The sequence below is a fragment of the Sphingobacterium sp. UT-1RO-CII-1 genome, from assembly GCF_026711005.1.
GTDB lineage: Bacteria > Bacteroidota > Bacteroidia > Sphingobacteriales > Sphingobacteriaceae > Sphingobacterium.
Genome location: NZ_JAPPVJ010000002.1, coordinates 446,513 through 472,729, shown reverse-complemented (window position 1 = coordinate 472,729; position 26,217 = coordinate 446,513). Strand labels below are relative to the sequence as shown.

The 26,217-nt window shown below is 36.1% G+C and carries 28 protein-coding genes, 1 pseudogene and 1 riboswitch; of the genes and pseudogenes, 16 read left to right on the top strand and 13 right to left on the bottom strand.

The features are described from left to right. Nucleotides 1–17: 17 nt before the first annotated feature. Nucleotides 18–743 carry a bacillithiol biosynthesis deacetylase BshB1 gene (gene bshB1, locus ORI89_RS05955; RefSeq protein ID WP_268229526.1) on the top strand — a complete coding sequence of 242 codons (726 nt, stop codon included), beginning with the start codon at nucleotides 18–20 and terminating at the stop codon, nucleotides 741–743. 6 nt (nucleotides 744–749) lie between these two features. Beyond that, nucleotides 750–1,142, top strand: a complete 393-nt coding sequence (gloA2, locus tag ORI89_RS05950) for an SMU1112c/YaeR family gloxylase I-like metalloprotein (RefSeq protein WP_268229525.1) — start codon at nucleotides 750–752, stop codon at nucleotides 1,140–1,142. Nucleotides 1,143–1,257: 115 nt separating this feature from the next. On the opposite strand, the gene ORI89_RS05945 is transcribed toward gloA2, so the two are convergent. The 3 genes from ORI89_RS05945 to ORI89_RS05935 all read right to left on the bottom strand — a co-directional run bounded on the left by ORI89_RS05945 (nucleotide 1,258) and on the right by ORI89_RS05935 (nucleotide 7,081). Then, on the bottom strand, nucleotides 1,258–2,337 hold the full coding sequence (locus ORI89_RS05945) for an agmatinase family protein (protein ID WP_268229524.1): 1,080 nt from the start codon (nucleotides 2,335–2,337) through the stop codon (nucleotides 1,258–1,260). Nucleotides 2,338–2,529: 192 nt separating this feature from the next. Continuing rightward, nucleotides 2,530–5,124, bottom strand: coding sequence for a DUF5686 and carboxypeptidase-like regulatory domain-containing protein (locus tag ORI89_RS05940; RefSeq protein WP_268229523.1), 2,595 nt, complete (start codon nucleotides 5,122–5,124; stop codon nucleotides 2,530–2,532). 283 nt (nucleotides 5,125–5,407) lie between these two features. Then, complete coding sequence (locus ORI89_RS05935; protein ID WP_268229522.1) at nucleotides 5,408–7,081, bottom strand: RluA family pseudouridine synthase; 1,674 nt, start codon at nucleotides 7,079–7,081, stop codon at nucleotides 5,408–5,410. 137 nt (nucleotides 7,082–7,218) lie between these two features. On the opposite strand from ORI89_RS05935, the gene ORI89_RS05930 reads away from it, so the two are divergent. The 5 genes from ORI89_RS05930 to ORI89_RS05910 all read left to right on the top strand — a co-directional run bounded on the left by ORI89_RS05930 (nucleotide 7,219) and on the right by ORI89_RS05910 (nucleotide 10,563). Next, nucleotides 7,219–8,175: an aldo/keto reductase gene (locus ORI89_RS05930; protein ID WP_268229521.1), complete on the top strand. Its 957-nt coding sequence runs from the start codon at nucleotides 7,219–7,221 to the stop codon at nucleotides 8,173–8,175. 19 nt (nucleotides 8,176–8,194) lie between these two features. Then, nucleotides 8,195–8,668: a Dps family protein gene (locus ORI89_RS05925; RefSeq protein ID WP_268229520.1), complete on the top strand. Its 474-nt coding sequence runs from the start codon at nucleotides 8,195–8,197 to the stop codon at nucleotides 8,666–8,668. 179 nt (nucleotides 8,669–8,847) lie between these two features. Further along, nucleotides 8,848–9,267, top strand: a complete 420-nt coding sequence (locus ORI89_RS05920) for a DoxX family protein (protein WP_268229519.1) — start codon at nucleotides 8,848–8,850, stop codon at nucleotides 9,265–9,267. Nucleotides 9,268–9,410: 143 nt separating this feature from the next. Continuing rightward, the gene (locus ORI89_RS05915) at nucleotides 9,411–9,968 is read left to right on the top strand and encodes a hypothetical protein (RefSeq protein ID WP_268229518.1); all 558 of its coding nucleotides are present in this window, start codon (nucleotides 9,411–9,413) and stop codon (nucleotides 9,966–9,968) included. A gap of 178 nt (nucleotides 9,969–10,146) precedes the next feature. Beyond that, nucleotides 10,147–10,563 (top strand): VOC family protein, encoded by a 417-nt coding sequence (locus tag ORI89_RS05910; protein ID WP_268229517.1) that lies wholly within the window; start codon nucleotides 10,147–10,149, stop codon nucleotides 10,561–10,563. A gap of 3 nt (nucleotides 10,564–10,566) precedes the next feature. Here the strand turns inward: ORI89_RS05910 and ORI89_RS05905 are convergent, their stop codons facing one another. The 6 genes and pseudogenes from ORI89_RS05905 to ORI89_RS05885 form a co-directional block, all read right to left on the bottom strand. Continuing rightward, complete coding sequence (locus ORI89_RS05905) at nucleotides 10,567–11,154, bottom strand: Crp/Fnr family transcriptional regulator (RefSeq protein WP_268229516.1); 588 nt, start codon at nucleotides 11,152–11,154, stop codon at nucleotides 10,567–10,569. A 91-nt stretch (nucleotides 11,155–11,245) separates the two neighbouring features. Next, nucleotides 11,246–11,482, bottom strand: a pseudogene (locus ORI89_RS19260) (VUT family protein); the annotation flags it as partial. 74 nt (nucleotides 11,483–11,556) lie between these two features. Then, nucleotides 11,557–12,003: a hypothetical protein gene (locus ORI89_RS05900; protein ID WP_268229515.1), complete on the bottom strand. Its 447-nt coding sequence runs from the start codon at nucleotides 12,001–12,003 to the stop codon at nucleotides 11,557–11,559. A 76-nt stretch (nucleotides 12,004–12,079) separates the two neighbouring features. Next, nucleotides 12,080–13,855, bottom strand: a complete 1,776-nt coding sequence (locus ORI89_RS05895) for a S8 family peptidase (RefSeq protein ID WP_268229514.1) — start codon at nucleotides 13,853–13,855, stop codon at nucleotides 12,080–12,082. A gap of 16 nt (nucleotides 13,856–13,871) precedes the next feature. After that, entirely contained in the window at nucleotides 13,872–14,555 is a 684-nt protein-coding gene (locus tag ORI89_RS05890) for a tail fiber domain-containing protein (protein WP_268229513.1), read from the bottom strand. Between the two features lie 553 nt (nucleotides 14,556–15,108). Further along, nucleotides 15,109–15,735 (bottom strand): 7-cyano-7-deazaguanine/7-aminomethyl-7-deazaguanine transporter, encoded by a 627-nt coding sequence (locus tag ORI89_RS05885; protein ID WP_268229512.1) that lies wholly within the window; start codon nucleotides 15,733–15,735, stop codon nucleotides 15,109–15,111. 2 nt (nucleotides 15,736–15,737) lie between these two features. Continuing rightward, a riboswitch (PreQ1 riboswitch) is annotated at nucleotides 15,738–15,781 on the bottom strand. Between the two features lie 152 nt (nucleotides 15,782–15,933). Between ORI89_RS05885 and ORI89_RS05880 the strand changes: the two genes are divergently transcribed. Genes ORI89_RS05880 through ORI89_RS05870 form a run of 3 tightly spaced genes read left to right on the top strand, consistent with a single transcriptional unit; the run spans nucleotide 15,934 to nucleotide 18,139 of the window. Beyond that, on the top strand, nucleotides 15,934–16,500 hold the full coding sequence (locus ORI89_RS05880) for a hypothetical protein (protein ID WP_268229511.1): 567 nt from the start codon (nucleotides 15,934–15,936) through the stop codon (nucleotides 16,498–16,500). A 9-nt stretch (nucleotides 16,501–16,509) separates the two neighbouring features. Beyond that, on the top strand, nucleotides 16,510–17,475 hold the full coding sequence (locus ORI89_RS05875; protein WP_268229510.1) for a hypothetical protein: 966 nt from the start codon (nucleotides 16,510–16,512) through the stop codon (nucleotides 17,473–17,475). A 1-nt stretch (nucleotide 17,476) separates the two neighbouring features. Further along, nucleotides 17,477–18,139, top strand: a complete 663-nt coding sequence (locus ORI89_RS05870; protein ID WP_268229509.1) for a hypothetical protein — start codon at nucleotides 17,477–17,479, stop codon at nucleotides 18,137–18,139. A gap of 92 nt (nucleotides 18,140–18,231) precedes the next feature. Here the strand turns inward: ORI89_RS05870 and ORI89_RS05865 are convergent, their stop codons facing one another. Beyond that, nucleotides 18,232–18,306 (bottom strand): four-helix bundle copper-binding protein, encoded by a 75-nt coding sequence (locus ORI89_RS05865; RefSeq protein ID WP_268229832.1) that lies wholly within the window; start codon nucleotides 18,304–18,306, stop codon nucleotides 18,232–18,234. A gap of 458 nt (nucleotides 18,307–18,764) precedes the next feature. Next, a complete protein-coding gene (locus tag ORI89_RS05860; protein ID WP_268229508.1) occupies nucleotides 18,765–19,004 on the bottom strand; it encodes a DUF1456 family protein in 240 nt (79 codons plus the stop codon). 275 nt (nucleotides 19,005–19,279) lie between these two features. Between ORI89_RS05860 and ORI89_RS05855 the strand changes: the two genes are divergently transcribed. The 5 genes from ORI89_RS05855 to ORI89_RS05835 all read left to right on the top strand — a co-directional run bounded on the left by ORI89_RS05855 (nucleotide 19,280) and on the right by ORI89_RS05835 (nucleotide 23,913). After that, the gene (locus ORI89_RS05855) at nucleotides 19,280–20,608 is read left to right on the top strand and encodes a gluconate:H+ symporter (RefSeq protein ID WP_268229507.1); all 1,329 of its coding nucleotides are present in this window, start codon (nucleotides 19,280–19,282) and stop codon (nucleotides 20,606–20,608) included. Nucleotides 20,609–20,635: 27 nt separating this feature from the next. Then, nucleotides 20,636–21,106, top strand: a complete 471-nt coding sequence (locus ORI89_RS05850) for a RidA family protein (RefSeq protein ID WP_268229506.1) — start codon at nucleotides 20,636–20,638, stop codon at nucleotides 21,104–21,106. A gap of 3 nt (nucleotides 21,107–21,109) precedes the next feature. Continuing rightward, complete coding sequence (locus ORI89_RS05845) at nucleotides 21,110–22,216, top strand: D-TA family PLP-dependent enzyme (RefSeq protein ID WP_268229505.1); 1,107 nt, start codon at nucleotides 21,110–21,112, stop codon at nucleotides 22,214–22,216. A 4-nt stretch (nucleotides 22,217–22,220) separates the two neighbouring features. Next, nucleotides 22,221–23,303 carry a dipeptidase gene (locus ORI89_RS05840; RefSeq protein ID WP_268229504.1) on the top strand — a complete coding sequence of 361 codons (1,083 nt, stop codon included), beginning with the start codon at nucleotides 22,221–22,223 and terminating at the stop codon, nucleotides 23,301–23,303. Nucleotides 23,304–23,448: 145 nt separating this feature from the next. Further along, complete coding sequence (locus tag ORI89_RS05835; RefSeq protein WP_268229503.1) at nucleotides 23,449–23,913, top strand: DinB family protein; 465 nt, start codon at nucleotides 23,449–23,451, stop codon at nucleotides 23,911–23,913. Nucleotides 23,914–23,976: 63 nt separating this feature from the next. On the opposite strand, the gene ORI89_RS05830 is transcribed toward ORI89_RS05835, so the two are convergent. Then, nucleotides 23,977–24,948 carry a helix-turn-helix transcriptional regulator gene (locus tag ORI89_RS05830; protein WP_268229502.1) on the bottom strand — a complete coding sequence of 324 codons (972 nt, stop codon included), beginning with the start codon at nucleotides 24,946–24,948 and terminating at the stop codon, nucleotides 23,977–23,979. 210 nt (nucleotides 24,949–25,158) lie between these two features. After that, nucleotides 25,159–25,482 carry a MerR family transcriptional regulator gene (locus tag ORI89_RS05825; protein WP_268229501.1) on the bottom strand — a complete coding sequence of 108 codons (324 nt, stop codon included), beginning with the start codon at nucleotides 25,480–25,482 and terminating at the stop codon, nucleotides 25,159–25,161. A 192-nt stretch (nucleotides 25,483–25,674) separates the two neighbouring features. On the opposite strand from ORI89_RS05825, the gene ORI89_RS05820 reads away from it, so the two are divergent. Next, nucleotides 25,675–26,121 carry a nuclear transport factor 2 family protein gene (locus tag ORI89_RS05820; protein ID WP_268229500.1) on the top strand — a complete coding sequence of 149 codons (447 nt, stop codon included), beginning with the start codon at nucleotides 25,675–25,677 and terminating at the stop codon, nucleotides 26,119–26,121. The last annotated feature ends 96 nt before the right edge of the window (nucleotides 26,122–26,217 follow it).

The window sequence follows — 26,217 nt, the reverse complement described above, 5'->3', positions numbered from 1 at the left end:
AGATAAAATACGAGATTATGAAGTTGGATTTGTTAGTTATAACGGTACACCCTGATGATGCAGAATTAGGTGCAGGAGGAACGATCGCTAAATATGTTGCTGAAGGAAAAAAAGTAGGAATTGTTGATCTGACGCAGGGCGAGTTGGGGACAAGAGGTAATGCCGAAACAAGAAAGATGGAAGCGGCTCGTGCAGCAGAAATTCTAGGCGTCAATATAAGGGAAAATCTAAAGTTACAGGATGGATTTTTTGAAAATAATAAGGAACATCAGTTAGTTATCATTGAGTGTGTACGTAGGTATTGTCCGGAAATTGTTATTACCAACGCTTTGGATGATCGCCATCCAGATCATGGTCGAGCCAGTACACTTGTGAATGATGCTCTGTTCTTAAGTGGTTTACGTAGAATAGAAACCACAGACTTGAATACGGGTGTGTTACAGGAAGCTTTTCGGCCTAGATTGCAGTTGCAACTGATTCAAGATAAATATATTCAACCTGATATTATATTAGATATAACAGATTATTGGGACATTAAAGAAAAGGCTGTTTTAGCATATACTACCCAATTTAATGCCACTGCTAACGATTCTGAACCACAAACTTATATTTCTAATCCGGATTTTATGGAGTCAACAAAAGGGAGGGCTATGGAGTTTGGTAGAAATATTCAGGTGAAATACGCCGAGGGTTTTACGGCGCGTAAACTGTTGGGGGTAACTGATATTTTTCAATTGGTCTAAATAATTATGGGGCTAGGAATCAGCGGCCTTCATCATGTTGCTATTATATGTAGAGATTATAAACATTCGGTAGCATTTTACACAGATATTTTGGGCTTTAAAGTACTTAAAAAGACGTATAGAGCGGAGCGTGATTCGTACAAAATTGATCTAATGCTTCAAGGGAAATATATGCTTGAACTTTTTAGTTTTCCTAATTCACCGGATAGACCCTCTTGGCCTGAAGCTTTAGGTTTACGGCATATTGCTTTTGAGGTAGAGGACTTGAAAAAAGCGGTAGAGTACCTGAAAACTATGAATATCCCTCATGAATCTATACGCATAGATGAACTTACTGGTAAACAGTTTGTCTTTTTTAATGATCCAGATGGGCTTCCATTAGAGCTTTACCAGAAATAATATATTCGTAAGGTTGGTTTTGATGTCTCATGATACAATCGGACAGTTATCTGTTGAAATCCGATTGTATTATGAAACTTAAATAATTTGTGATGCGTCTAAAAAGAAGTTATAACTAGTCAAAGTCGATGGGAACGCCTGTTTTTAGACCATTGTTTTTTGCTAGTACGCCGCACATATGAAAGAGGAGTCGAGCGCCTACGTTGCCATCCCATTCGTCATCTCCAGGTGCTACTTCAACAAGGTCTATTCCTATAATGTTTTTGTCAGAGTTAGCAAGTGCTGTGAGCATATATTGTGCTTGTTCATAAGATAAGCCTCCAGGTACAGGAGTGCCTGTGTTTGGACAATACCAACGGTACAAAGCATCTATATCAAAACTAATAGCTACTTTATCAGGTAAGAGGGCGATCATTTTATCTACTTGTTCTTTCCAAGTAGAGCCTTCAAATTGTTGCTTTTTTAAATCTTTATCGGTGAATACGTGAATTTTGTCAGAAGCCAATGCTACTGCAACTTCTTCTTCGCAGAAGTCACGTATACCCACTTGTACTAGCTTGGAGATTTCAGGCATTTGTACGGCGTTGTACATGATAGATGCGTGAGAGTAAGTGAAACCTTCGTAGGCAATGCGCAAGTCCATGTGGGCATCAAAGTGTAATATCCCGAAATCTTTATGTTTAGTGGCTAAAGCTTGATAGTACCCTAGCGGGGTTGAGTGATCTCCTCCTAAAAGAATTACCTTCTTGCCTTTATCTAGCCATTTCAGAACTACTTTTTTTAGGCTGTTATTCAGTTGGTCAGAGGCAGCATTGATAGTGTCTAGGTCGGTTTTTAAGGCAGGTATTTTAGCGATATCTTGCCCATCCTCTAAAGCTTCTATTATGGGTTGAGCTAGTGCTTTATAGGTGTCGCTGTTTTCTTTCCATTCTTTTGGAGCCTCGTCCATGAAAATTCCCAGCTTCCATAATTCTGGAAAATCTTGATGTAATAAGTCTACTTGAAATGAAGCATCAAAAATAGCGGCAGGTCCATCGGACGCACCAGCTCCATAACTTACTGTTACTTCCCAGGGAACAGGAATGATAATGATATCGCTTTCCTCAGCATTGAAAGGTAAACCATATATACTCGCATCCGCTAAGCCTGGTTGTGAGGGGTCGAAGTTTTTTATTTTTTCTTCTTTTGTTGACATGATAAACAGTTGAAAATATTCGCACAAATATAAGAAGATGCTCTTATAATATTAAACTGATAATAGGATGGAGGGGTAATATATGGGAGAATCCATTAGAAAGGCTATAGTCAGTACTTTTTTATGGAAAAAAATAAAGCCGGTCTTGTTGCGGAGACCGGCTTTGGAAATATAAAATAAACATGAAAAATTTTAAAAATCAAACTTTATACGAGCTCGTATACCGTGTTTTGGTGCATCAGGCTGATCTAAATAATTAAGCCTCTTTACGTAGTCTACACGTAATATTTTAAAGATATTCGATAACCCAAAGCTGGCTTCCATATATGGTTTGCTACCAAAACCATAAGTAATAGGGTCGTCGTTTTCGTTTTTCTGAAATTGAAAAACATCATTTGTGTATTTAGGGTCGTTCTCCTCACGGAGTGCACCATAGATCCCTTTAAAACTAAATACTTCACGTAGTTTTAATTTCTTTAGTAATGGTATTTTATTCAAAATAAAACCATTCATATAGTATTGTACGTTTACGGATGCAGAGTGGTCACTTACAAACTCCAAAAAGTTCATTAAGTTGTAGGAGTTCAGTTGGTAGGCATATGTCTGGTTTGCCCGGTGTATGTTAAGGAATGGGAAAGGAATATTATCACCTAGAATATAATTTCCTTCAACGTTTACGTCTGCATATCCCAGTTGTGAAAAGTAAAAGCGCTTATCTACACCTAGAGTGAAATTATGGTAGGTGTGTTCGCCATCTAATACATTTTTAAGCCCTGCTACATAATTCATATACATTATGGGGTACTTGTTGAAGATGGGTGTGCGGTATAATTTCCCTTGGTAATACTCTTCGTTCGGAGCATAGCGTAAACTTAAAGAAAGTTCTGTCGTATTTAACTCTCTGAAAATAGTGGTGTTACCTTGGTCGTCAACGGTCTCATATTTTAAAATACCTGCTGGCTTCTGCTTCCATTTTGAAAAACCCAATACATATGAAAAGTTATTTTTAAACTCAGCTTTATACTCTAAATTATAGATGTCATTGTATAAATAACGTTCATTATCACCGCGTTTAAATGATAATAAAAAGTTGTCTTCCTGAACAAACTCTAGCTTTTGACCAGGGATTTTTGTGTCCCTCATAAAAGATGCGCGGATGTAATGCTGCGGAAATGTGTATATGGACTTATTATTTAGGGAATATGTTCCAGCCAAGAAGTATTTCCACTTCTCATCTTTGAAACCATAGGCTGCATAGCCTTCCGCATAAAAGCGTTTACTTAACCTCTCTGTCGTTCTTCCTCCAAGTCGAAGCCTAAAGCCTTCAACAGGGTTGAAGCTGTAGAATGTGTTTACCGGACCGACTTCCACAGGTCCAGCTTGCTTATAGCCCGATAGAATTAAAGCTGAAATATCCATGAAACGCTGAAAAGAAGGAATCAACTGTAGCGTGTCAATATTGTGGTAAATATTCTTCTCATTCTGCTTCAGTGGTATTGGCCTGTTTAGAGCCCAGTATTCCTCTCCAATTGTTTCTTGACTTTTCTTGTTTTTGTCTTCAAATATTTTTACGACAGAAGGACCTTGATATACACTGTCTGGTTGTATTATACCTGTTTGAAAATTTTCAAAAGTTACAGTTCTATTTCCTTTTATTCCTGTACCCTTTTCAGTTAAGGAGAAATCAAGCCCAAGTGAACTACTTTTTAAATAGTAACGGTTTGTTTCGTCTTTTTCAAAGTCAAGACTAACGTCAAGATCACGTACAAAATTTAAGTTGATATCGTCTGCTACGCTTAAGTCTGCTCTTTTTACAGCATATTTTCCATCCAATGTAATATATAAACGGCCTTGAAATAAAAGGTCTGCTTTATTTCTTGGAAAGAAGCTTAATTCAACAAGATAGGGTTGTTCCGTTTTGATGGTATCTGTAATATAGAAGCGATAAAAAGTTGGAGAAGATCCCGCAATAGGACTAAGGAACTGGTTGGTTACCAGTTCAATATTGCTATCATAGATGTCAATGTCTTGATATAGCTTGTTGAAATACGCACTCAAACCATCATTATCAACAAACTTAGGGTCAAATTGTGCCCGTTGCTCTGCAAGAATCAGTTGCTTGACAGTATTTGGTTTTTTTCGGGAGTATATTTGAGATAGACGTTCTTCTATAAATGCAGGAAGAGTATAACCCCTAGATGCTTTACCTTCTTCTACTTCTTCTTTTTCAAATAAAAACTGGTAGTTTTTGAAAATCTTTCTATTCTTAAATTTTTCAGAAAGGTTACTTAAGCCTAATGATATTTTTTCATACTGCTGATATTCCGCATAATCATAGGCTGAAATTCTGTTCTGGTCTTTATGTTCAATAACTTTTCTAATCAGTTCAACTGCAGGGTTATTTTTATTTGAATATTTTGCTCGACGGGGCGCTTTTACGGTGATAGTTTCAATTACATTATCATCGGGAACTAAATATACATTTAACTCTTGATAGGGATCTGCTGTAATGGTAATGTCCTGCGGTTCGTAGCCTAGAAAGGATACTCTTATTTTTGAAAACCTAGGCTCAACTTTTAAAATATAATTACCATTTTCATCTGTAGATGCAGCGTTTGTTGCACCAATAGCTGATACCGTTGCATAACCGACAGGTTCTTTAGTCGTAATATCCACAACTTTACCTTTCAAGTGTATAGTTTGTCCTAACACTATGTTTGCTAGTAGAACGAATACAGAAAGAGTAATAAACTGTCTAATGTGCTGAATTATGTAATTTTTTAACATATTAATTTCACCTTAATATTTTCTTACTGACTTTTGAACTTCAGTAGTCAGTATTTTAGAAAAACAAACAAAAGTAACAATTGTTTAACTGAATTAAAAAGAGAATTCACTGTTTATTAATGATTTTGACTTTATCTTGATTTTGTTCATTTATTTATAATCTGTTTTTCTTTGTTATATGGCGTATTATTTGTGTTTCTATTTCTTTTCATGACACTTATACTACTTGGTGGTTACGGGAGTTTGTATTTTGCTAATCTTATGTAATTCATTTAATAAATCTCTAAAAAGGATCTGCAATTACGAAAGAGATTTGCTTTTTTGTCCCTGGATGTGTAAATTCTAAATATCCCGCGTGAAGATGTAAACGGTCTGCTTTTTTGCCGTACAGATCATCGCCAACTATGGCTGTGTTTAAGCCTAACTTATGTGCTGCATGTACACGTAACTGGTGGGTACGACCCGTATGGGGGAAAAAGTGAATTCTAGTTTTAGAATCTTTAACATCAACTACTTTGTAAGTTGTTTTTGCGGGTTTTCCATGTTCGTAGCAAACGAGCTGTCGTGGTCTATCATCTAAATCCACACGGATAGGAAGTTCAATCGTTCCATCTGTTGAGGCGATAAGGCCATCCAATAATGCTGTATATCGTTTCACAACAGTTTGCTGCATAAATTGTGCTTGAATGTTTTTATGCGCCTCTTTATTCCTTGCTAAAACTAATATTCCCGATGTTGACATGTCTAATCTGTGAACAATTACAGGGCCAGTAATGTTTGGGAATAAATCAAGTACTCTTGTGTACACTGAATCTTGGATGTTAATGCCTGGGACAGATAAGAGTTCAATAGGCTTATTAACGACTATAATATCTTGATCTTGATAAATAATTTCAAGCTCAGTGTCTATTGCTATATTTTGAAGTAGGGGGTTGGGCTCAATATCTAGTCCTTGTAACATATGCCCCAATATGGGCTCACATTTATTCTTGCAAGCCGGGTAAAAATGCTTATGTTTTCTTATTTCTGAAGAAGGTGAAGATCCCCACCAAAATTCTGCTATAGCTAGAGGCTTTAAGTCTTTTTGGTAGGCATATTGCAAGAGTTTGGGGGCGGCACATTCACCAGCTCCAGCAGGTGGTAATATTTGATTAAAATCGTCAAAAACAGCCAAGACTGATTTTTTTTCGCCCCTAGCATTCAAAAAGTAATACTGATCAAATAACTTTCGTTGTAATGATGCCGACTTATGCTTGCGTTTAAGTTTAACTTCTTCTTTTTGTTTTTCTATACTATTTATTTTTTCCGCAATTGTAGTAAGTTGCGTTTTATAGTTAGTTTTGAGCACATCATACTCATGTTGGTCTCTATAACTTTGTTTAATAAGGTCTGCAAGAAGTAGCTCATAATTAGATGTGTTTAACGTGTTTATGTTTGCCTCTCTTTTCTGTTGACGTTCTTGCTTTGCTTTTTTCATAGCTAATCTAGCCTCTTTCAATTTTAATTGACTTTCTTTTTCTAAAGAGATAAGTTCCTGTTTTAATAACTTTAATGCTAGATTATTTTCCAACTGCCCAAGCTGTCTGTTTAATGCATTGATTTCTTCCTCTTCAATTAAAAAGAAGCTATCTTTGGTTAACATGTTAAATATGGGGGGCACGAAATAAGCGTGTTCATTACTATCTGCTAACTTTCCCGAATAGGCGGCTAAATAGCCTAGGTCTCCATTTTTTTGTTCCACTACTAATACACCAAACATTTTGCCTATGGCTTGTGTTTTATCTTTATCGAGGCCGAAGTTATGTTGAAAGTCGGTTTGGGTTTCTAAATAATTTTGTAATTCTTGGGCTGCTATTATACTTAATTGATGCGGCTCATAAGAAAAAGGAAAAGTGAATTGTTGGGGCTTTTCGAAAGAAGATGTTTTAGTATTGAATGTATGTAAATATAGGGGCATCTTGCACATGTTCGGGAAAATTGAAATGCAAAACTAATAACATTATCTTTCTTTTATGACAGTAAAATGTACTTTAACCTTTTATTAACTGTAACAAAAACATTAACTTGTTGTATCGATAAAATGGAATAGTATTTATGAAGAATATAAAATTTAGTTCTACTGACTTAACAATTGTGCCAATCATCTTTGGCGGAAATGTTTTTGGATGGACATTGGATGAAAAGGAATCATTTCAGATTTTAAATCAATTTACCGAATTGGGCTTTAATGCTATTGATACTGCAAATAGTTATTCGCACTGGGTGCCGGGTAATAGAGGGGGTGAATCGGAAAGTATTATAGGCAAGTGGATGTATGACCGTAAAAATAGGCATGATTTGGTGGTTATGACTAAGGTGGGCGGAAGATTTTCAGATAACCCAAATTATAATACTTCTCGTAGTCATATTTTAGAGCAGGTAGATTTATCATTAAAACGATTAAAGACAGATTATATTGATGTTTATCAAACTCATTATGATCAAGAAGAAATTGGTGTAGAAGAAACATTACGAACTTATGAGGACTTAGTACGTTCTGGAAAAGTACGGTACATCGGAGCCTCCAATATATCTGCTGACAGGTTAAAAGAATCTTTAGACTTCAGTCGCGAACATAATTTACCTGCTTACATTAGTCTACAACCTGAATATAATCTTTATTCGCGTGCGGGATATGAAAATAATTATAGACAAATTGCCCATGATTATACTTTAGCTGTTATTCCATATTATTCATTAGCAAGCGGTTTTTTGACCGGAAAATACCAAAATGACAATGACTTCTTACAATCTGTGAGAAGTGAGGGGATAAAAGAACAATATTGGAATGAACGAGGACAAAAGATAGTTAAAACATTAATCGAAGTAGCAAATAAACATGAAAAAAGCCCATCTGCGATAGCTTTGGCGTGGCTTTTGCATCAAGATACAGTAGCAGCTCCTATAGCAAGTGCAACAAAGACAAGCCATTTAGATGCATTTGTAGATGCAGTTGATTTAGAGTTGGATAATGAGGACTTGATTAGATTGAATGACATTAGTAATTATTAATATTTTAAATATATAAGCTATGAATATAAGTATTGGTATTAAGAAAGAAAATACAAAAGCTGTTGCAACAATTTTGAATAAATTATTAGCCGATGAACATGTGCTGTATATTAAAGTACGGAATGCTCATTGGAATATTGAAGGGGCTGATTTTCATGCACAGCATCTTTTTTTTGAAGAAATTTATACAGAATTGAGTGAAACAATTGATGAAATTGCAGAACGTGTACGTGCTATTGGACATTATGCAATAGGTTCGATGAAAGAGTTTTTAGAATTAACTCATTTAAGTGAAAGCAAACCGAGTAAGAATGATAGTAAATCGTACATTAAAGAAATTTTAGCCGATTTTGAGGCTATTATTATTTATATCCGGGAGCAAATTTCCATCGTTGGTGATGAATTGGACGATGCTGGAACGGAAGACTTTTTAGTGGGTATTATGGCCGCACATGAGAAAACTGCTTGGATGTTACGTTCGCATATTATTTAAAGTATTTTTTACAGCATAGATAGAAAGAATGGGCAGGTTTCTTTTTAGAGATCTGCCTTTTTTTGCTTTATAGGTGGAAGTATTGCTATCTAATTTATATGTTTACGAAAGATAGAGGTACAGTTTGCTGTTAGGATGTGTAATTTTGTTATATTTTTGAGATAAAAAGAACAGATGCAATGAAAAAGTTTTTTCTTTCCGTTAATAAAGGTACAGTTCAAGCTAGTCTGGCAGCCTTGGTGTTGAGGGTTGGCTTTGGTATATTGATGATACCTAATCATGGTTATGTAAAGCTTGTCGAGTTTAATGAGCGCAAGGATCAGTTTATGAGCTTCATGGGGTTAGGGGGAACTATTTCCTTAAGTTTAGCGATATTTGCTGAGTTTTTCTGTTCTATACTATTAATATTTGGCTTATTTACAAGACTGGCGGTTGTACCATTGTTATTTAATATGTTGGTTATATTTTCCGTTCACGACTGGATGTTACTTGGGAAATATGAATTAGCTACAGCTATTTTTATAGGTTACCTATCGTTGTTTTTCTTAGGTCCGGGACGTTATAGCATAGATTACCTGCTCTTTAAAAGAGGAAGGTAAACTTGTTTTACTCCTATGTTTATTGAATTAGGGCTATGGATGAGTGGTATAGTTATTAAAAACTAAGCTGAGGTTGCGAGGTCACGAAGCAAATACGTAGTGGGCATGAGTTAGTTAAAATAAATAAACGGATAATTATATATATGAAGAAGTACATTTTATTGTTTTTATCGTCTTTGATGATCAGTTGGGCTTGTGCTCAGGAATCGAATTCGAAGACATTTATGGAAGCTTTTAAGCCACATTTAGGTAAATACTATGAAGGCACCATAGTGGAGGGCGGAAGAGAAGGAGATGGTTTTACGGGAGAACGTTTATTGATGCAGGTGATGAGTTGGGAAGATAGAGAGGTAAAAGTGCCTTTTTTCGTCGGAGAAGATAAATCGCGTACCTGGATATTTTCATGGAGTAATAATCGTGTAGAGTTGAAACATGATCATAGATTAGGAGATGGAAGTCCGGATAAAGTAACATTTTATGGTGGTACAGCCACAAATGAAGGTCAACCGCATATGCAGATGTTTCCAGCTGACGCAGAGACTGAGGAGCTTATTGATTATGCAGCTTATAACGTTTGGTGGGTAACGATTGATGATACTAAATTCACTTATAACTTAAGGCGTATAGGTTCTGACCGCTTATTTTCGGTCGAATTTGATTTAACAACTCCTGTCGAGTCTGATTTCGAACCATGGAGATAATTTAGCGTGTTGCAGTAATCTATGTATTTAAATATAACTAACTGTTAGATTACTGTAATAGCCGTTCAATAAATATTACGAGGGGTGTAAATATTTGTGTTTTCTTGTCTTATGGCAAGTTGTTTTTTGAGTAAGTGCTTTACTTTTGTCAGTACAGTAAACTTTTAAACAAATAATTATGCAATTAAACCCCTATTTGAATTTTGAAGGAAACGCAGAAGAAGCCTTTCTTTTTTATAAATCTGTTTTTGGTGGAGAGCTTTCTATCCAACGTATGGCAGAAGTGCCGGATGTAACAGGGCTGTCAGAAGAGGAGATGAATTGCGCTATGCATATTTCTCTACCGTTATCTAATGGGCAATTGTTAATGGCATCAGATATAATTCCGTCGCTGGGTCATGTGCTTAAGGTTGGTAATAATAATTATATTTCTTTATTCGTGGATAGTCGAGAAGAAGCTGAACGATTTTTTAAAGGGCTATCTGCTGGTGGAAAAATTGAGATGCCTTTAGAAGATATGTTTTGGGGAGATTATTTTGGATCCTTTACAGATAGGTACGGGGTTAATTGGATGGTTAATTATAGTGCACATTAAAGTTTATATTTTTTTATTGTTAACAATTTCCTTTCGTATTCGACTTAAAGAAGTGTCGGTAATACCTAGATAACTTGCTAGGTGTTTTAAGGGAGATTGAAGCACCAGTTCTGGCTGACTTTTCATCAATTGAAGATATCTTTCCGTAGCAGGGCGTGTAATCATTTCGGTTGCACGTTTTTTGTTTTTATATAATTCTGATGCCATCCAGGAACGCCCCCATTCTCTAAATGCAGGAATTCTGTCAAATAACTTCTGAAAATCAGCGAAACTTATTTTCCACAATTGTGTATCTGTAAGACATTGCATATTTTCATTAGTCGGAATGCGGGAAAAAATTGAACTTACTTCAATCACTAAATCTTTTCTAGTAGAAAAGTCTGTTGTTATATCTTCGCCTTCATAATGATATACAAATGTTCTTATTAGTCCTTGTTCTACAATAAAGTATTCATTTGCTACCTGTCCTTCTTGGAGAAGATAATCGCCTTTATTATAGTATTTAAGTTCGTGAGCATCGCATATATCTTCCAAGTTTTGTGTTGTGAGTACCGGGTGTTGGTACACCTCAAATAGTATATCTCTTGTCATAAGGTTTGGTAATATGTGCCTACTATTCAAACTTATATAAAAATTGTTTTACATGCAATTGTATTTGTTTATCAACGAGTTGCTTAAGGAATTATTTGGAGCCTATGCTGATGATAATTCTGTTTAAAAGCACTTTGTATAGTGGAAGGAAAAATAATGTACTTATCAACATTTTGAATGCATAGTCTACTGTAGCCAATTCAAATACATTTTCTGCAAGGAAGCTATCAGAACCTTTGTAAAAAACTATGTAATAAAAACTATATGTATCTATAAGATTTCCAAAAATAGCAGCAGCTACTGGGGCATACCACCAATATTTAGCTTGTCGTAATTTGTTTAATTCTGTGCTGAATCAGGTTTCGATTCATCGTTCTTTATGGACATTGTTTTCGGTAGTTCTTACTTCTTATTACGGCTAAACCAGATATCTCCATACCAGCTTCTGTCTCCTGGAAATTTTCCAATTACGTTAGCGACACTAGGTGCGAGATGATTAATCCGTAGGAGACCGTCATCCGATATTACAAATGGAAGTTTAAAATCAGCATCTTGTTGATGGTGCTCATCAAAACGACGTATGGACAGGGTGTGGTCATTTTCAAAACGGTAATTGGACCATTCCGAAGTTTTAGCGTCTATCGTTCCTGCCGACGTCGTAAAACGGATAGCTTGCGGTGTAAAGTCGATTTCATAGAATCCGCTTTCCGGCATCTGACTATACCATTTTCCGAGCAATTCTTTTGGTATTATACGCTCTTGATTTTCTCGCATGACTTCTTCCTTGTTGCATGAATGCAAAATAAATAAGCTGAACAATAGGACAGGATATAGTAGTGTTTTTATCATAATAAATTGTATATGAGTTTTAACTTGATGTAAATGTACGATTTATATTAAATTTCCAGAATGAGCAAATACTTCTTCAGGGTATAATCAGCGAGTTACCACTTGATACTGTAAAGTTTGATGATAGCAACACATATCCACTTGCGATCACCGTTAATGACGATCCGCTTGTAACGCTAGAGTTTTTAAACTCAAAATTGCATCCGTTGAGCGTTGTATTTTTAGTGTAACTTACTCCATTAATTATTGTTGGCGATGTCGACGGTGTACAGGTGCCGCCACCACCTCCGGCAGCAACAAGTGCTGCATGTGCATTTATCAAACCATAGCCCATTTGGTTATTCCAGGTGCCGTTTGGACGACCTGCGGTTGTTGTATAGCTGTAGCCACCTACCTTTTGTGCGGTGCTTTCGATAAAGTTATTAACTTGTAATCGCGTTAAGGTTGGTTTGATGGATAAGATAAGACCTGCTAAGCCAGAAGCAAAGGGGGCCGCCATGGAGGTACCATCTTTATAATTCGTGGTGTTGCCAAATGTGGTTGATAGGATATAAGAACCAGGAGCGACGACATCTAGCGCAGCACCATATCCCGAAAATGAAGAACGACTGCCACTTGAGGTGATAGAGCCTACAGTTAGTGAGTTTGGCGAGTAAGTAGCAGGGTAGTCCATTACGGGAGCATAGTTGCCCGATGCAAAAACCACAATAGTTCCTAATCCTCCTCTGCCACTGTTTTGTGCACTATTAATTGCGCTTTCTAGTACGGCACTTTGCAGGTTGCCATAATAGGCGCCTCCTTGGTCTCCCCAGGAATTATTTATAACATCGGCTCCGTTTTGCCATGCCCAATTTAGTCCTGAGGCAAGTTGTGCAGAGATGTTAGGTATTACGGCAAGCGAGTGACTTACTGCCATTAATTCTACGGATGGCGCTATTCCTGAGATGAGGAAGGCGTTTTGATTTGCCCCTATTATTCCAGCGACATGTGTTCCATGGTCGTTGGAGTAGACAACAGCAGGCGAGGTTCCCGACTGTGCGTCAAAAGATGTTGACGACAAATTTGTCGCAAATTCCGTGAGGCTTGGATCTATACCTGTATCCAAAACGGCTACTTTTGTTGATAGTGATCCTTTCGTTATACCCCAGGCGGCGCATGCTTTTACATCTATCCCATTGGTGTTCCGCAGGCCCCACTGTTGTGGGAATTGAGGGTCGTTCGTGCATGCCTGAATGTAGTTTCCGAAAAAATGTTTATCTCTCTTCTTGTTAAAGAAAGGTGCGAAATCAAACATGAAGTCTGGCGAAATCTCCTTTATTTTCCCTGTTTCGTAAAGTTGGTTAGCTATTGCTAAACTCGACTTTAAACCTTTACTCTCAAAAGTGTGCCATCCATCTGTATAGGGAATAGAGCCAACATAATCTGCTCCTTTTTTTTGAGCTTGCTCGATGACTTGGTTTAATTGACTTTTGTTTGCTATTTCTATGTGAAAAAATTGAGATATAGCGACGTGCGAAGTGTCATTAATGTCTATCACGGGGCCAATATAAGAAATGTTGGGCAATGACCTAAGCTGTTGGATATCTTTGGAGCTTTTTTCTATGCCAATGTCAACGACTACCCAATATCGTTTTTTTTCTTTTGTTGTATATACACCTCGGTCATTAATTTGCACGCCCATGTCCGAAAGGGCTTTTAGAGGTTGTATGCTGTCTTCTAGAGCAAAATAATATAGACGGGGATGAAATTTGATTGATTTCTTCTCTCCATTATAATAATAAAAATTCTCCTGCGCATAGCCCATCGTCAGTATGCTCAGCAAAAAGAAGAAAGTTAAATATAGCGTTTTCATAACGTTTCTCCTTTCTTTATTCTTGCGGATTCATCGCAAGATGTATTAATCGCTTTTCGTCTCGGGTCGCTTCTCCTGCTAGCCTTTTTTCTATACCATTTGTATCGGTAGTCGATGCAGAAAGTTTTTGCTTTAACTGGTCAATCTGCACCTGCTGTTCTTTAATCGCTTCTACCAAATAAGGGATGATCGCCTGGTAATCTATAGCTTTATTGCCCACACTGTCGTCTGTTGATACCAGGTGTGGTAACACTTTCTCCAAATCCTGCGCTATGAAACCAGCATGCTTTCTGCTCTTTACATCATCGATAAAATCAAACTCCACACCTTTAAGTTGCTTGACCATCGCCAATGCTCTACTTTTTGCCCCTATGGCAGCCACATTGGTCTTGAGTTTTGCATCTGACGTGGTGATAACCGATCGTACTTCAATATCGATATGGGCATTGTTGGCGGTGTTGTAGAATACAATTTTCCCGCCTGAAGTGGTTTGAATGCGCGGATCAGTGGCACCAATGGCAAATACCAGAGGGCGGCTAGTTCCCGTCATTCCCACTGTATTTATAAAAAATTGAACGGGATAGATAGGTGTGGTACTTGTGTTATTAGTTGCTACATAGCCGTTAGGCCAAATTTTTAGTTGTGCTGTTGCGCTTATTGTTCCAAACAATAATGCACATAGGAAAAAGAAATTTTTCATGATAGTTATATTTTAAAACAATTAAATAATCTTATTGTCAATGTTTTAAAGGGCTATAGGGAATCGGCAATAACAAAGAATAAAGTAGTTCTTAATCTTAAGATATCTAGCGCTTATAATTTTCTTTTTTCAAGATACGAAAAAGAAATGAAAAACAAAAATACTGAAGTACAGTCTTAATAACTATTTATTCTGATTTTTAGTTATCTAGGTAACGAAATATTCTTTTAGTAGACAAAATTATCTCGGGCATTGTATAGAAAAGTAAAAGTTTCTATGGATAAACATTCTTATATCATCTCTTTTGCAAAGGATCTTTTTTAAAGGTTTTTTATAGTTTTGTATTAACGTAATTAACATCATGTTTAGTGAAACCTAGAGGTGATCTTGCAAGAAGATTATTATTCATAAGCTATGCGGATTAGCTATTGTTTAGTTATTTCTATAACCTTAGGACGATTATTAAAAGTAGAGTAAACGTGATATTATACAATAGACCTTATAATTTAATTACATGCAATTGTATTTGTTTATCAACGAGTTGCTTAAGGAATTATTTGGGGCCTATGCTGATGATAATTCTGTTTAAAAGCACTTTGTATAGTGGAAGGAAAAATAATGTACTTATCAACATTTTGAATGCATAGTCTACTGTAGCCAATTCAAATACATTTTCTGCAAGGAAGCTATCAGAACCTTTGTAAAAAGCTATGTAATAAAAACTATATGTATCTATAAGATTTCCAAAAATGGCAGCAGCTATTGGGGCATACCACCAATATTTAGCTTGTCGTAATTTGTTGAATACATAGATGTCCATAATCTGTCCTACAACGTAAGCTGAAAAACTCGCTAGTACGATGCGGATTGAAAAAATACTGAAGGTATAAAAAGAAGACCAACCCGCCCAAACGCCCTCTCGGAAGCCTACAGTGATAAAATAAGAAACAAGCAAGGCGGGCAGCATAGCCTTGAAAATGATCTTTCGAGCTAGTTGAGCACCGAAAACACGGACGGTCAGATCTGTGGCTAGAAAAATAAAGGGAAAAGTGAAAGCTCCCCAAGTTGTGGTAAATTTATAGATTTCTATTGGAAATTGAACCAGGTAATTGCTGGCGGCAATAATCACAATATGAAAAGCTGTTAATATATAGTATGACTTTTTCTGATGTAAAAGCATGTTATGTTATAGTTTTTTTTAGTGGGAGTTTTCGAACCACTCGGACGATCGCAAAATTACATTAATTTTTTATACTAAATCGTTTTGTTAAATGTATATTAATTATATGTAATCTGTTTGTTTAGAGAATATTAAGTTTTTCACTCTCTTTTATAAAACTAAAAAATACACTTATATTGGATTTTAAATAGTTTGAGTATGAAGAAATTCGGTTTTAAACTTGGTATACAATATGCAATAGAGCCCTCTTTGAATGTACCTTCCTATGGAAATAAAGTATATGGTCTTAGGTCCTTACAAAGTGAAAAGGCATTTCCTGATCCTAAGGGACATGGTGTCAGCATAGCGTTAGCCTTAGGTCTTGCTTTTTATTGTATATTAATAACCTTCCTAGTAATCTATTATTTTGTTTTATCAGACCCTGTAGAAAATAGAGTTTCAAGATGGACAGTTGCTTTGTTTCCTCTAGCGTTTATAACGCCGGTGGTACTTCTGCAGTTGTTTTTATTTCCAGTGTTAGATCGGTATTGTGCCCGTAGAGGTAAATATATGGCTGATGGAATTGTGCTTGCGGTGGATTTAGGAGGCGTGGTTGTAAATGATGATGCGCAGCAGAGAGCGTTAATTAAAGTTTCGTATAAAGGGGAACATTATATTTTTGTAGCTAATCAATTTGGTTTATGTCTCAAGAAAGGGAGTCGCGTTAAAGTGTCATGGAAAGATATAAATTCTGAGCTGTGTTATGTTCATGCTGATATTAAATGAGAAAAGTTTATGAAGAAGTTTAAGGTGTTTTTTTTCATTTTTTTTGTGCTCATATTTCCTTTATTACTGGAGATTACTAATCTGGATAATAGAAACATGGAAATATTAATGCAAAGAAAAGCAGATAATGTTATAGCCTACCTAATTCTCGGAGGGATATTATGGGTGCTTGTATTTTATTATTATTTTTCTAGAAATATTTATTCGCTTATTATCTATAAAACAAGATTAAAGCGTATCCTCAGAGATGGTATACAAAGAAGTGCTGAAATTGTCAGTAAGAAAGTTTTAAGTCTTGGCAATGGAAGCATTGCAATGAAGCTTAAACTTTCACTTGAAAATTTTCACCATCACCCGATAGAGATTGATTATTGTTTTGTTCCTTCTAATAAGCAGTTAAATTCATTTAAGAAAGGTGAAGTAGTGTCTATTTATATTGATCGAAAGTTGCGTCCTCCTTATTTTTATATAGAAAGCACCAGTTATGGCGTTTCTTTAAGCAATATAGGGAATCGAGTGTTTATATTGTTATTCCTGATTACCTATGCTGTGCTTTTGTTTGTTGGGAGCTTTTATTTTCAGAGTAAAGGCATGGGCTGGCGTTTTCTCCACTTTTTTCACCCTTGGATTTTAGTCCCCCTGTTGTGCTTTTTAGCCTTTAAACTCTATGCTTATCTTAATAGAGATTTTCTCTTGGCTAAGGAGCTAGAAAATAAGCAGAATAAAGTTTTGTTTTCTGGTAAACCTGCAAATGCGCAGGTTATTAAAGCAATACAAACAGATAAGTACATATTTGAAGATGCTTTAGTAAAATATGAAGTCAAATTTCCAACTTTTTTAAATGAATGGTGTGAGACAAGTATTTTGAAAACTGTGGCGGTGAATCAACTTTATAATATTGAACATAGTCCTAGAAAAATACTCTATGTGCCAGAAAATCCTGCTCAAGCTGTATTTATAGACAAAGTGAGTTAGTATGTGGAAGATATTTGAAAAGCATTGTATAGTTTTCTTAGTTGTATTTTTATTGTACGGATGTGATTTTATCCGTACTTCCATTAGTGACACCTATAAGGAGAATAAAGGAGATAGCTCTAGTTTTTCTCACCTTTCCATTGAAAAAATTAAAAATTTGATGCGTGAAGGAAGATGGGATGGTAAAGTAAACTTGTTTAGTAGACCTGATTGGTGGGAGGATGCACAGCATGGTTTGCACTCTATTGAATTGCTGAAAGAACGACCTTTGTTTTTTTATAAAACTATACATTTTTATAGTGACGGACGTATAGGTGTGAAAATACAAAATCCGGATAATGAGGGAGAAATTGATTCCTATTGGTATATAAAGGGAGAGTGGAAGGATAAAGCACCAGTCAAATTAAATGTAGCTACAAAACCACAAGCTTCTTTGTCTGCATTAAAAAATGTAAACTTTTCTGATGTGGCTGAAATATATAATTTAGTTACTAGTGATAGGGAAGAACCTGCCGAGAGCATAGTTATAAGCCATATGTACTTAACACAGCATAATAAAAAAGATAATAAACTTATTTGGCGGGGTAGTTTAAGTACGGAAAGAAAGTTACTTAATTTTAGTGCTGAGGTTTCTCAAGGTAAAAGTATGACGATTCAATATTAAAAAAAAGAGACCGCTTAGTTATCATACGTTATGTTGAGTAATTAAACTGTCTCTTTTAAAAAAAAGCATCTCTCTTGATGCTTTTCAATTGTTTAAGCAGCTAACATTTGTTCGCATGTTTCGGCACATTTACGACATGCTTCTGCACATTCTTTACAATGATCCATTCCCATTGCGGCATGTTGCTCACACTCTTCTGCGCATTTGTTGCAAATATCTACACATATTCTGCACAACTCTTTACTGAATTGCCCATCTATACTCATTACTTTTACTGCTGCATCACATATTGCTACGCATTCTAAATTCAGTTGAATGCATTTTGTGAGGTGGGCTACTTCGCTTTCGTGGAGACAAGCAATGGCGCACTGGTTGCAAATTGTTACGCAGTTTTGGCATGCTTGTATACAGTCTTGAAATTTTGTTTGTATCATAGCGATATAATTTTATTGTTGTTTATAAATCTGTTCTCTAAATCTATAACACAATAAAACTGTTTGAGTTCTGTTTATTACAAAATTATAAGCGCTGCCTATTAATAAATATTTTTAGTCTTTGAATTGTGCGTTGAAGATGGTAATAAGACTAAGCTTTAATACATACTGTTGCAGTAGGCGTTTTTTTATTAACTTTTTGACGGAGTGCGAGGTCTGGGGCCACGTTTGTAAATAATCAACCCGTTTAGAAAGTTTCTGAGCAACTGGTCGCCACAGGGTTTAAAGTTTGGGTGATCTTCTTTCCGGAATATAGCGCCAAGTTCTGTTTTAGTAACCCTAAAATCAACTAAAGCTAGTACTTCAACAATATCATCATCCGTAAACTTTAAAGCTACTCGAAGCTTTTTCATAATATCATTATTGCTCATGATGTAAAAGTATGAAAAGAATATTTAAAAAAACATTAGAAATAATTTATGTGTATCGTAATCGTTGTGGGGGGCAGAAGTTTTTTGTGATAATAGAATCGTGTTTTTTTATTTGATGATCTGTTTACAAGACGCTGTTTATTCTCTCTTAAGGAAAATAAAATGAAAAAGTCAATTGCCTTATTATTAATATTATTATATTAGGTGTTCTAATTAATTAAAGGTGGGTATATGTTAGTCGCCTTATAAACCACAATAACTGATTTATAGACCCAATGGTATTTATAATTGTACTTCTGAGCTTACTATTGTTAATTATTAGTATAAGCTATCTTAAGGTTGATGCTTTTTTATCTTTCTTAATCGTATCCATATTGGCTGCAGTTGCGCTGGGCATTCCCCTGGATATGATACCTAGTACTGTCGAAAAGGGGATAGGTAATATTATGGGAGGCCTAACACTGATTATTGTTTTGGGAGCTATGCTTGGTAAAATAATAGCAGAAAGCGGTGCTGCAGAGAATATTGCAACAGTAATGGTTAAGTTATTTGGGGTTAAATACCTACAATGGGGTATGGCCTTTACCGGTTTTGTTGTGGGGATACCTTTATTTTACGGTGTGGGTTTCGTTTTATTAGTGCCCTTAATTTTCTCTATCGTTTATAAATACAAACTGCCTGCGGTTTATATAGGTTTGCCTATGTTAGCCGCTTTATCAGTTACACATGGTTTTATTCCTCCACATCCATCTCCAGTTGCTCTTGTAGTCCTGTTTGATGCGAATATGGGCTTAACTTTAATCTATGGTATACTTGTGGCAATACCCGCTATTGTTGTGGGCGGACCTTTATTCGGAAGAACATTAAGGAAAATAAAAAGTGTTAATGAAGGTTTTTTTCAACCCGTTCAGCTTGATCAAGAGGAAAGCAAGTATGGTGTGCCCAATACATGGAAAAGCTTTGTTACCGCATTGCTTCCCGTATTTTTGCTTATACTTTTTACTGTGCTTCCCTATTTTATACCTAAGTCTAATAATTTTGCGCACGAAATTATTTTATTTTTAGGATCACCAACTATTGTGATGCTAATAGCCATTGTTTTTGCGACAGTAACTCTCGGTGTCAAGCAAGGTCGTAGTATTGCTAAAGTGATGAACATTTACACGGAGGCTGTTAAAGATATTGCTATGATACTTTTAATCATAGCAGGTTCAGGAGTCTTTAAAGAAGTAATGGAGACGAGTGGAGTGAGTGTTCTGTTAGCAGAAAACTTGCAGTCGCTCGCTATACATCCTTTAATTTTAGCTTGGCTCATTACCGCTATCATACGGGGGTGTGTAGGCTCAGCTACTGTTGCAGCACTGACAGCAGCAACAGTATTATTACCACTGAGTAAAACCTCGGGTGTCGACCCGAACTTAATGGTACTATCCATAGGAGCAGGCAGCCTGATGTTTTCACATGTTAATGATGCTGGATTTTGGATGTTTAAAGAGTATTTTGGACTGACGGTGAAAGACACCTTACGATCGTGGTCAGTTATGGAGGCGATCGTAGCAATTGTTGGGTTGCTTGCCGTGTTATTCTTATCAATTTTAATATAATATTACATACACTAAATAATACACACAATGTACAATGCAGATCATGAGTTTGAAAAATTAGGTCTATCATTACCTCCCGCACCGGCACCTAAAGGAGTTTATAAACCCTATGTTATTGATGGTAAATATTTGTATTTATCCGGTCATGGCCCTGTTCAAGACGATGCAAGTCTTATCATAGGACGTATTGGCAGAGATATAGATATTGAGGCTGGGAAACGTTCGGCCCAACAAGTTGGCTTGACTATGTTGTCAACGATTAAAACAAACTTTGGTTCTCTGAATAGAGTCAAAAGGGTTATTAAAATTCTAGGTATGGTCAACTGTACTGATGATTTTGAGCAGCATCCCTATGTAATTAATGGTTGTAGCGAGCTGTTTGCCAAGGTTTGGGGCGAGGAAAATGGTATAGGGACACGTAGTGCTGTGGGGTTTGGGTCACTCCCAGATAATATTCCTGTGGAAATTGAAGCACTATTTGAGTTACATGAGGATTAAACTATGTTAAAGTGGTATCAATTAGCGGATGTTAGCTCGATAGAGTCGCCTACACTTCTCCTTTATCCTGAACGCATCAGAAAGAATATTCAATTATTAATAGACATGGTAGAAGGACAATGTGAACGTTTGCGTCCACATGTTAAAACCAATAAAATGGTGGAAGTCTGCAAAATGATGATTGAAGAAGGAATAACGCAATTCAAATGTTCTACTATAGCTGAAGCAGAAATGCTAGGTTTAAGCGGTGCCGGAGATGTTCTTTTAGCTTATCAACCTGTCGCCACTAATATTTCGAGATGGGTAAAACTGATCGAGTCTTACCCTAATACACATTTCTCTTGTCTTGTAGATAATACAAGATCAGTGGAAGAACTTAGTGTATACGCAGAAGATAAGGGTATAAAAATATCTGTATACTTGGATATTGATGTGGGCATGGGGCGTACTGGTACGCCATTTTCTGAAGTTCCTAAATTGAAGAAAATCCTATCAGAAAAAGAGATGCTTATTCTAGAAGGAGTGCACGGTTATGACGGGCATATTAGTAATCCAGTTTTAGCAATACGCCAAGAGGAAAGTGACCTAAGTTATAAGATATTAAAAAAAGCTTATAATTACCTACAAGGACAAACGAAAGATGAATTAAAGATGGTGTTAGGTGGAAGTCCTTCGTTTTCATTTCATCGGCATAGGCCCGATGTTGTGTGTAGCCCAGGTACTTTTGTTTTTTGGGATTGGGGATATCGAGAACGTATCGCTGAGCAACCATTTGAATATGCTGCTGTACTCATGACACGTGTAATATCTATTATTAGCGATACTCGAATTTGTGTAGATTTAGGATATAAAGCGGTTGCCTCTGACCCACCTTTACCACGGGTATTCTTTTTGGATGATAAAGATCTTAAGGTAGTACTTCAAAGTGAAGAACATCTGCTGCTGTCTGTGCCAGATAGCAGTAAGTACCCGATAGGCAGGGAACTTTATGCTGTGCCCACACATATCTGTCCTACTGTAAATCTTTATGATAAGGTAAATGTGATAGGTGAACACTGCGTAATAGATTCTTGGGAAGTAATTGCCCGAAAAAGAAAGATTAATATTTAAGAATATGAAAGAAGAACAGCTTTTTTTAATTGACGGACATCTTGATCTTAGTATGAATGCGATGGAATGGAATCGGGATTTACGGATATCTATTCATGAGCTTAATAAGAGAGAAGCAAATATGGTTGATAAGCCTGACCGGGGCAAAGCCACTATCACATTTGAAGAGTTGCGACGAGGGAATATAGGCTTAGTTGTAGCTACGCAGATTGCCCGATTTGTTGAGCCTACTAGCCTTCTTCCTGGCTGGTATTCTCCTGAACAAGCATGGGCACAAACGCAAGGACAACTCGCCTGGTATAGAGCGATGGAAGCGGATGGACATATGCGAATGATTTGCAGTAAAGAAGAATTGGATCGACATATTACTGAATGGATTACGGAAGCCGATACGACTAAAGTTCCTATCGGTTATATTTTAAGTCTAGAAGGAGCAGATTCTTTGGTGGATATAAGTTATGTAGAAAGAGCATATAATTATGGGCTTCGGGCAATAGGGCCAGCACATTATGGACCAGGTAGGTATGCAAATGGAACAGACTCAAGCGGTAAATTGAATAAGGCAGGTGTAGTCCTTTTAAAAGAGATGGATCGTTTAAATATGATATTAGATACTACTCATTTAAATGATGATGCTTTTTGGGATGCATTGAATCGCTACCAAGGATCGGTATGGGCTAGTCATAATAACTGTCGTACTTTTGTTGATCATAATAGACAATTTAGCGATGAGATGATTAAAGCTCTTATTGATCGTAATGCTGTTATTGGCGTTGCATTAGATGCTTGGATGATGGTACCTAATTGGGTGAGGGGAACATCTACTCCTATAGGTACAGGTTGTAATATGGAGATTATGGCCAATAATATTGATCATATTTGCCAACTTGCAGGAAACACCGATCATGTCGCAGTAGGTAGTGACTTGGATGGTGCTTTTGGTAAAGAGCAATGCCCTTATGATTTAGAAACTATTGCTGATATTCAGAAGGTATTTCCAATTTTAAGGGATAGAGGCTATAAACAAAAAGACTTGACTAATATAGCACATGGCAACTGGTTACGTTTTATGCGGGATGCTTTGTGATAGTTTTAAAATGTTATTGTAATATATTGCTAAAAGGGTAAATAGCTTTTTTTAAGTTTTTGAAAGATGTTTTTTTTAAGAGCTACTGACATAGGGTTGTCATTTGATCCGCTAGTTTTGGCCTTATAAAACAATATATACAGATATGGAAACACAAGCAATTATTTCAAGACAAAGTCTTTTACGAAATTGGCAGGATCATCGTGCAACGACAAAACGTGTTATAGAATGTTTTCCTGAGAAGGAGCTCTTTGAATTTTCAATTGGTACTATGCGTACCTTTGGTGAGATTGTAAAGGAAATGATTTCTCTGGCGGTCCCTGGTCTCGAGAGTATCATTAATAATAAGGTAGAGAAATACAATCATGACATTCCTTTATTTACTAAAGCTCAACTGTTAGAAAGGTGGGACGAAGACACCACGCGTATTAATGAGCTATTCAATAAAATACCTACAGAACGGTTTAAAGAAAATTTTAACATGTTTAGTTTTTATGACTATCCGATTGAGGATAGCATTCAATATTTTATTTATAACGAAATTCACCATAAAGGGCAGGGCTATGTATATTTACGAGCTTTGGGCATAGAACCGCCTTCTTACGTTTAGCTCTTTATTGAGGAGATGTCTATCTACTAGTAACGTGGGCTTTAGTCCACGTTATTTTTTATGCTAGAAAGTTTCGTTTTTAATACAATCTAAACTCTTATCCAGGATGTTCTTTACGATGTCTTTAAGTGTCTCTGGGTGTATGATTTGTGCGTCATCTGCATACATCATATACCATCGGGCAAAATACTCTATTGGTCCCTTATAGGCGAATGATAAGTCAACATGATCTCTGCATTTATCTTCATAGGTAAAACCAAAGTGTTTTTTTTGCCAATCTAAATAGGGGGCTGTATCTTTTCCTACTCGTATCATTATGTTTATAATCTGACAGCCATTCTCGCGGTTCCCTATCAGTTCCTCTAAACTGATATGGTCTTGACTAAAACTTTCCGGCAAAAGATCAATAGTATTGATACGGTCAGCCCTAAATTGTCTATAATCATTTCGGGTTAAACAGTAAGCACCGATATACCAAAAATTATTTTCATGGAATAAACCAATAGGCTCAATGGTTCTCGTTTTGGGATATTCATCATGAGTTCCTTTATAGGATAAATTAACTTGTTGTTTTTGTGCCATACTTTCAAATAATGTTTGCAGAGCATGTGGAGCTGACCTGTTAAAAGTATCGAAGTTACCTTCACGCATAATAATCTGTTTTTCTATCGTAGAAATAGAGTCGCGGGCACTATGTTTTAAAACAGATCGGACTTTATACATTGCAGATTTATAATGGCTTATTAACCTGTTATCCATAAATTTTTCCATTAGCTTTTCTGCACCGATAAAACTCATTGCCTCTTCTTTGGTAAACATAATAGGCGGAAGCCTAAATCCTTCCACAATTGAATAACCAGTTCCTGCCTCGCCTATAATCGGTATACCAGCTGATTCCAAACTCTTGATATCTCTATATATTGTCCTCAGGCTTACTTCAAAACGGTCAGCTAGTTCTTGTGCCTTTAATACTTTTTTAGACTGCAGCTGCACAAGTATTTCAATTATTCGATCAAATCTATTTTTTAATTCCACGGTCGCTTATTCTTTTTGAGGTAAAACTTGACATTATTGCTGTACTTCATATGATATTTTCATGTTTCTTTTATACAAAAACACAAAGGAGTATTCCGTATGATAGATAAAAGAAAAAACCGAACTAGCGAGCTCATAAAGTAATTATGCACATATGAAAACTTATACCCATTTAAGTAGTATTGCTATTGTCGTGATAAATGTCTGTTTTTAAATCTTTTTCTTTTGCAGTTTGTTGAGAGTCTCCTCAATCATTTCCATGCGTTTCTTAACTTTATCAGCAGATGCATCTAACGTATATCCCTCATCCATTAGTTCCTTTATTAGTAACATTTTTTTGATGTTTTCATAATCGTAGCGTCTATTTTTACCTTCTTCTCCCGTCAAACTTAGCACGATACCTTTTTCTTCCCAATAACGTATTTGACGAGTCGGAATGCCTGTTATCTGAGATACTTCACCTATTCCCACGACTAATTTATTTAAGAAATCAAAGTCAAAAGAAAGATCCCTTTGTTCTTCTGTTTTTTTCATTTTTGTAATTTATTTACAATTTATGTTGTAAATATAAAAACAAAGCCTTTATTTTGCAATTGTAGTTTATTTACAATTTATGATGAATTTATGCAATTTAAGCGTGCTAATAACAATGGTGATATCCATATTATTAACACTAATGAGTATGCAAGATGATAACAAGACTGAAAATAGCATTTATAGAAATTGATGAACAAAAAGAACAACCTAAAAACAAAAGAAGATATTACGCTTGATAGGGAAGTACTAAGGGTACTTGTTAAAGAGACATTTATAGATGGAGCATTAAACAGTATGAATGTAGACAGTATGGCTCAGGGCTTTCACCCAGAGTTTGCTATTCTAGTGGCGAAAGGAAGTGCTTTACAACGTCTTTTTCTTTCAGACTGGATTGCTATGGTGAAAGCGTATAAGAAAGACCCGATAAAAATGAGCTCTGGTATTAGATGCTTAGAGTACACGATTAATATAATGGATATTACAGGAAATACAGCTATCGTTAAAACACAGTTTTACAGAGATAATAAATTGATAATAACTGATTACCTGTCTTACATTAGATATGATGAGGGGTGGAAAGCTGTGTCAAAAATATCTAACGATCATGTTTCTAACCCACTTCGACTAGATTTTTAATGTAATAATGGGGAGGCTTTTCCTTTTAGAAAACATAAACACCGACAAGTGAGAATCAGGATGCTCGGCATTAAAAGAAAAGTGATGAATAATAAA

Bases quoted from the DNA above. Each gene is read 5' to 3' on its own strand.
- bshB1 (WP_268229526.1), top strand. From the start codon at position 18: ATGAAGTTGGATTTGTTAGTTATAACGGTACACCCTGATGATGCAGAA.
- gloA2 (WP_268229525.1), top strand. From the start codon at position 750: ATGGGGCTAGGAATCAGCGGCCTTCATCATGTTGCTATTATATGTAGA.
- ORI89_RS05945 (WP_268229524.1), bottom strand. From the start codon at position 2,337: ATGTCAACAAAAGAAGAAAAAATAAAAAACTTCGACCCCTCACAACCA.
- ORI89_RS05940 (WP_268229523.1), bottom strand. From the start codon at position 5,124: ATGTTAAAAAATTACATAATTCAGCACATTAGACAGTTTATTACTCTT.
- ORI89_RS05935 (WP_268229522.1), bottom strand. From the start codon at position 7,081: ATGCCCCTATATTTACATACATTCAATACTAAAACATCTTCTTTCGAA.
- ORI89_RS05930 (WP_268229521.1), top strand. From the start codon at position 7,219: ATGAAGAATATAAAATTTAGTTCTACTGACTTAACAATTGTGCCAATC.
- ORI89_RS05925 (WP_268229520.1), top strand. From the start codon at position 8,195: ATGAATATAAGTATTGGTATTAAGAAAGAAAATACAAAAGCTGTTGCA.
- ORI89_RS05920 (WP_268229519.1), top strand. From the start codon at position 8,848: ATGAAAAAGTTTTTTCTTTCCGTTAATAAAGGTACAGTTCAAGCTAGT.
- ORI89_RS05915 (WP_268229518.1), top strand. From the start codon at position 9,411: ATGAAGAAGTACATTTTATTGTTTTTATCGTCTTTGATGATCAGTTGG.
- ORI89_RS05910 (WP_268229517.1), top strand. From the start codon at position 10,147: ATGCAATTAAACCCCTATTTGAATTTTGAAGGAAACGCAGAAGAAGCC.
- ORI89_RS05905 (WP_268229516.1), bottom strand. From the start codon at position 11,154: ATGACAAGAGATATACTATTTGAGGTGTACCAACACCCGGTACTCACA.
- ORI89_RS05900 (WP_268229515.1), bottom strand. From the start codon at position 12,003: ATGATAAAAACACTACTATATCCTGTCCTATTGTTCAGCTTATTTATT.
- ORI89_RS05895 (WP_268229514.1), bottom strand. From the start codon at position 13,855: ATGAAAACGCTATATTTAACTTTCTTCTTTTTGCTGAGCATACTGACG.
- ORI89_RS05890 (WP_268229513.1), bottom strand. From the start codon at position 14,555: ATGAAAAATTTCTTTTTCCTATGTGCATTATTGTTTGGAACAATAAGC.
- ORI89_RS05885 (WP_268229512.1), bottom strand. From the start codon at position 15,735: ATGCTTTTACATCAGAAAAAGTCATACTATATATTAACAGCTTTTCAT.
- ORI89_RS05880 (WP_268229511.1), top strand. From the start codon at position 15,934: ATGAAGAAATTCGGTTTTAAACTTGGTATACAATATGCAATAGAGCCC.
- ORI89_RS05875 (WP_268229510.1), top strand. From the start codon at position 16,510: ATGAAGAAGTTTAAGGTGTTTTTTTTCATTTTTTTTGTGCTCATATTT.
- ORI89_RS05870 (WP_268229509.1), top strand. From the start codon at position 17,477: ATGTGGAAGATATTTGAAAAGCATTGTATAGTTTTCTTAGTTGTATTT.
- ORI89_RS05860 (WP_268229508.1), bottom strand. From the start codon at position 19,004: ATGAGCAATAATGATATTATGAAAAAGCTTCGAGTAGCTTTAAAGTTT.
- ORI89_RS05855 (WP_268229507.1), top strand. From the start codon at position 19,280: ATGGTATTTATAATTGTACTTCTGAGCTTACTATTGTTAATTATTAGT.
- ORI89_RS05850 (WP_268229506.1), top strand. From the start codon at position 20,636: ATGTACAATGCAGATCATGAGTTTGAAAAATTAGGTCTATCATTACCT.
- ORI89_RS05845 (WP_268229505.1), top strand. From the start codon at position 21,110: ATGTTAAAGTGGTATCAATTAGCGGATGTTAGCTCGATAGAGTCGCCT.
- ORI89_RS05840 (WP_268229504.1), top strand. From the start codon at position 22,221: ATGAAAGAAGAACAGCTTTTTTTAATTGACGGACATCTTGATCTTAGT.
- ORI89_RS05835 (WP_268229503.1), top strand. From the start codon at position 23,449: ATGGAAACACAAGCAATTATTTCAAGACAAAGTCTTTTACGAAATTGG.
- ORI89_RS05825 (WP_268229501.1), bottom strand. From the start codon at position 25,482: ATGAAAAAAACAGAAGAACAAAGGGATCTTTCTTTTGACTTTGATTTC.
- ORI89_RS05820 (WP_268229500.1), top strand. From the start codon at position 25,675: ATGAACAAAAAGAACAACCTAAAAACAAAAGAAGATATTACGCTTGAT.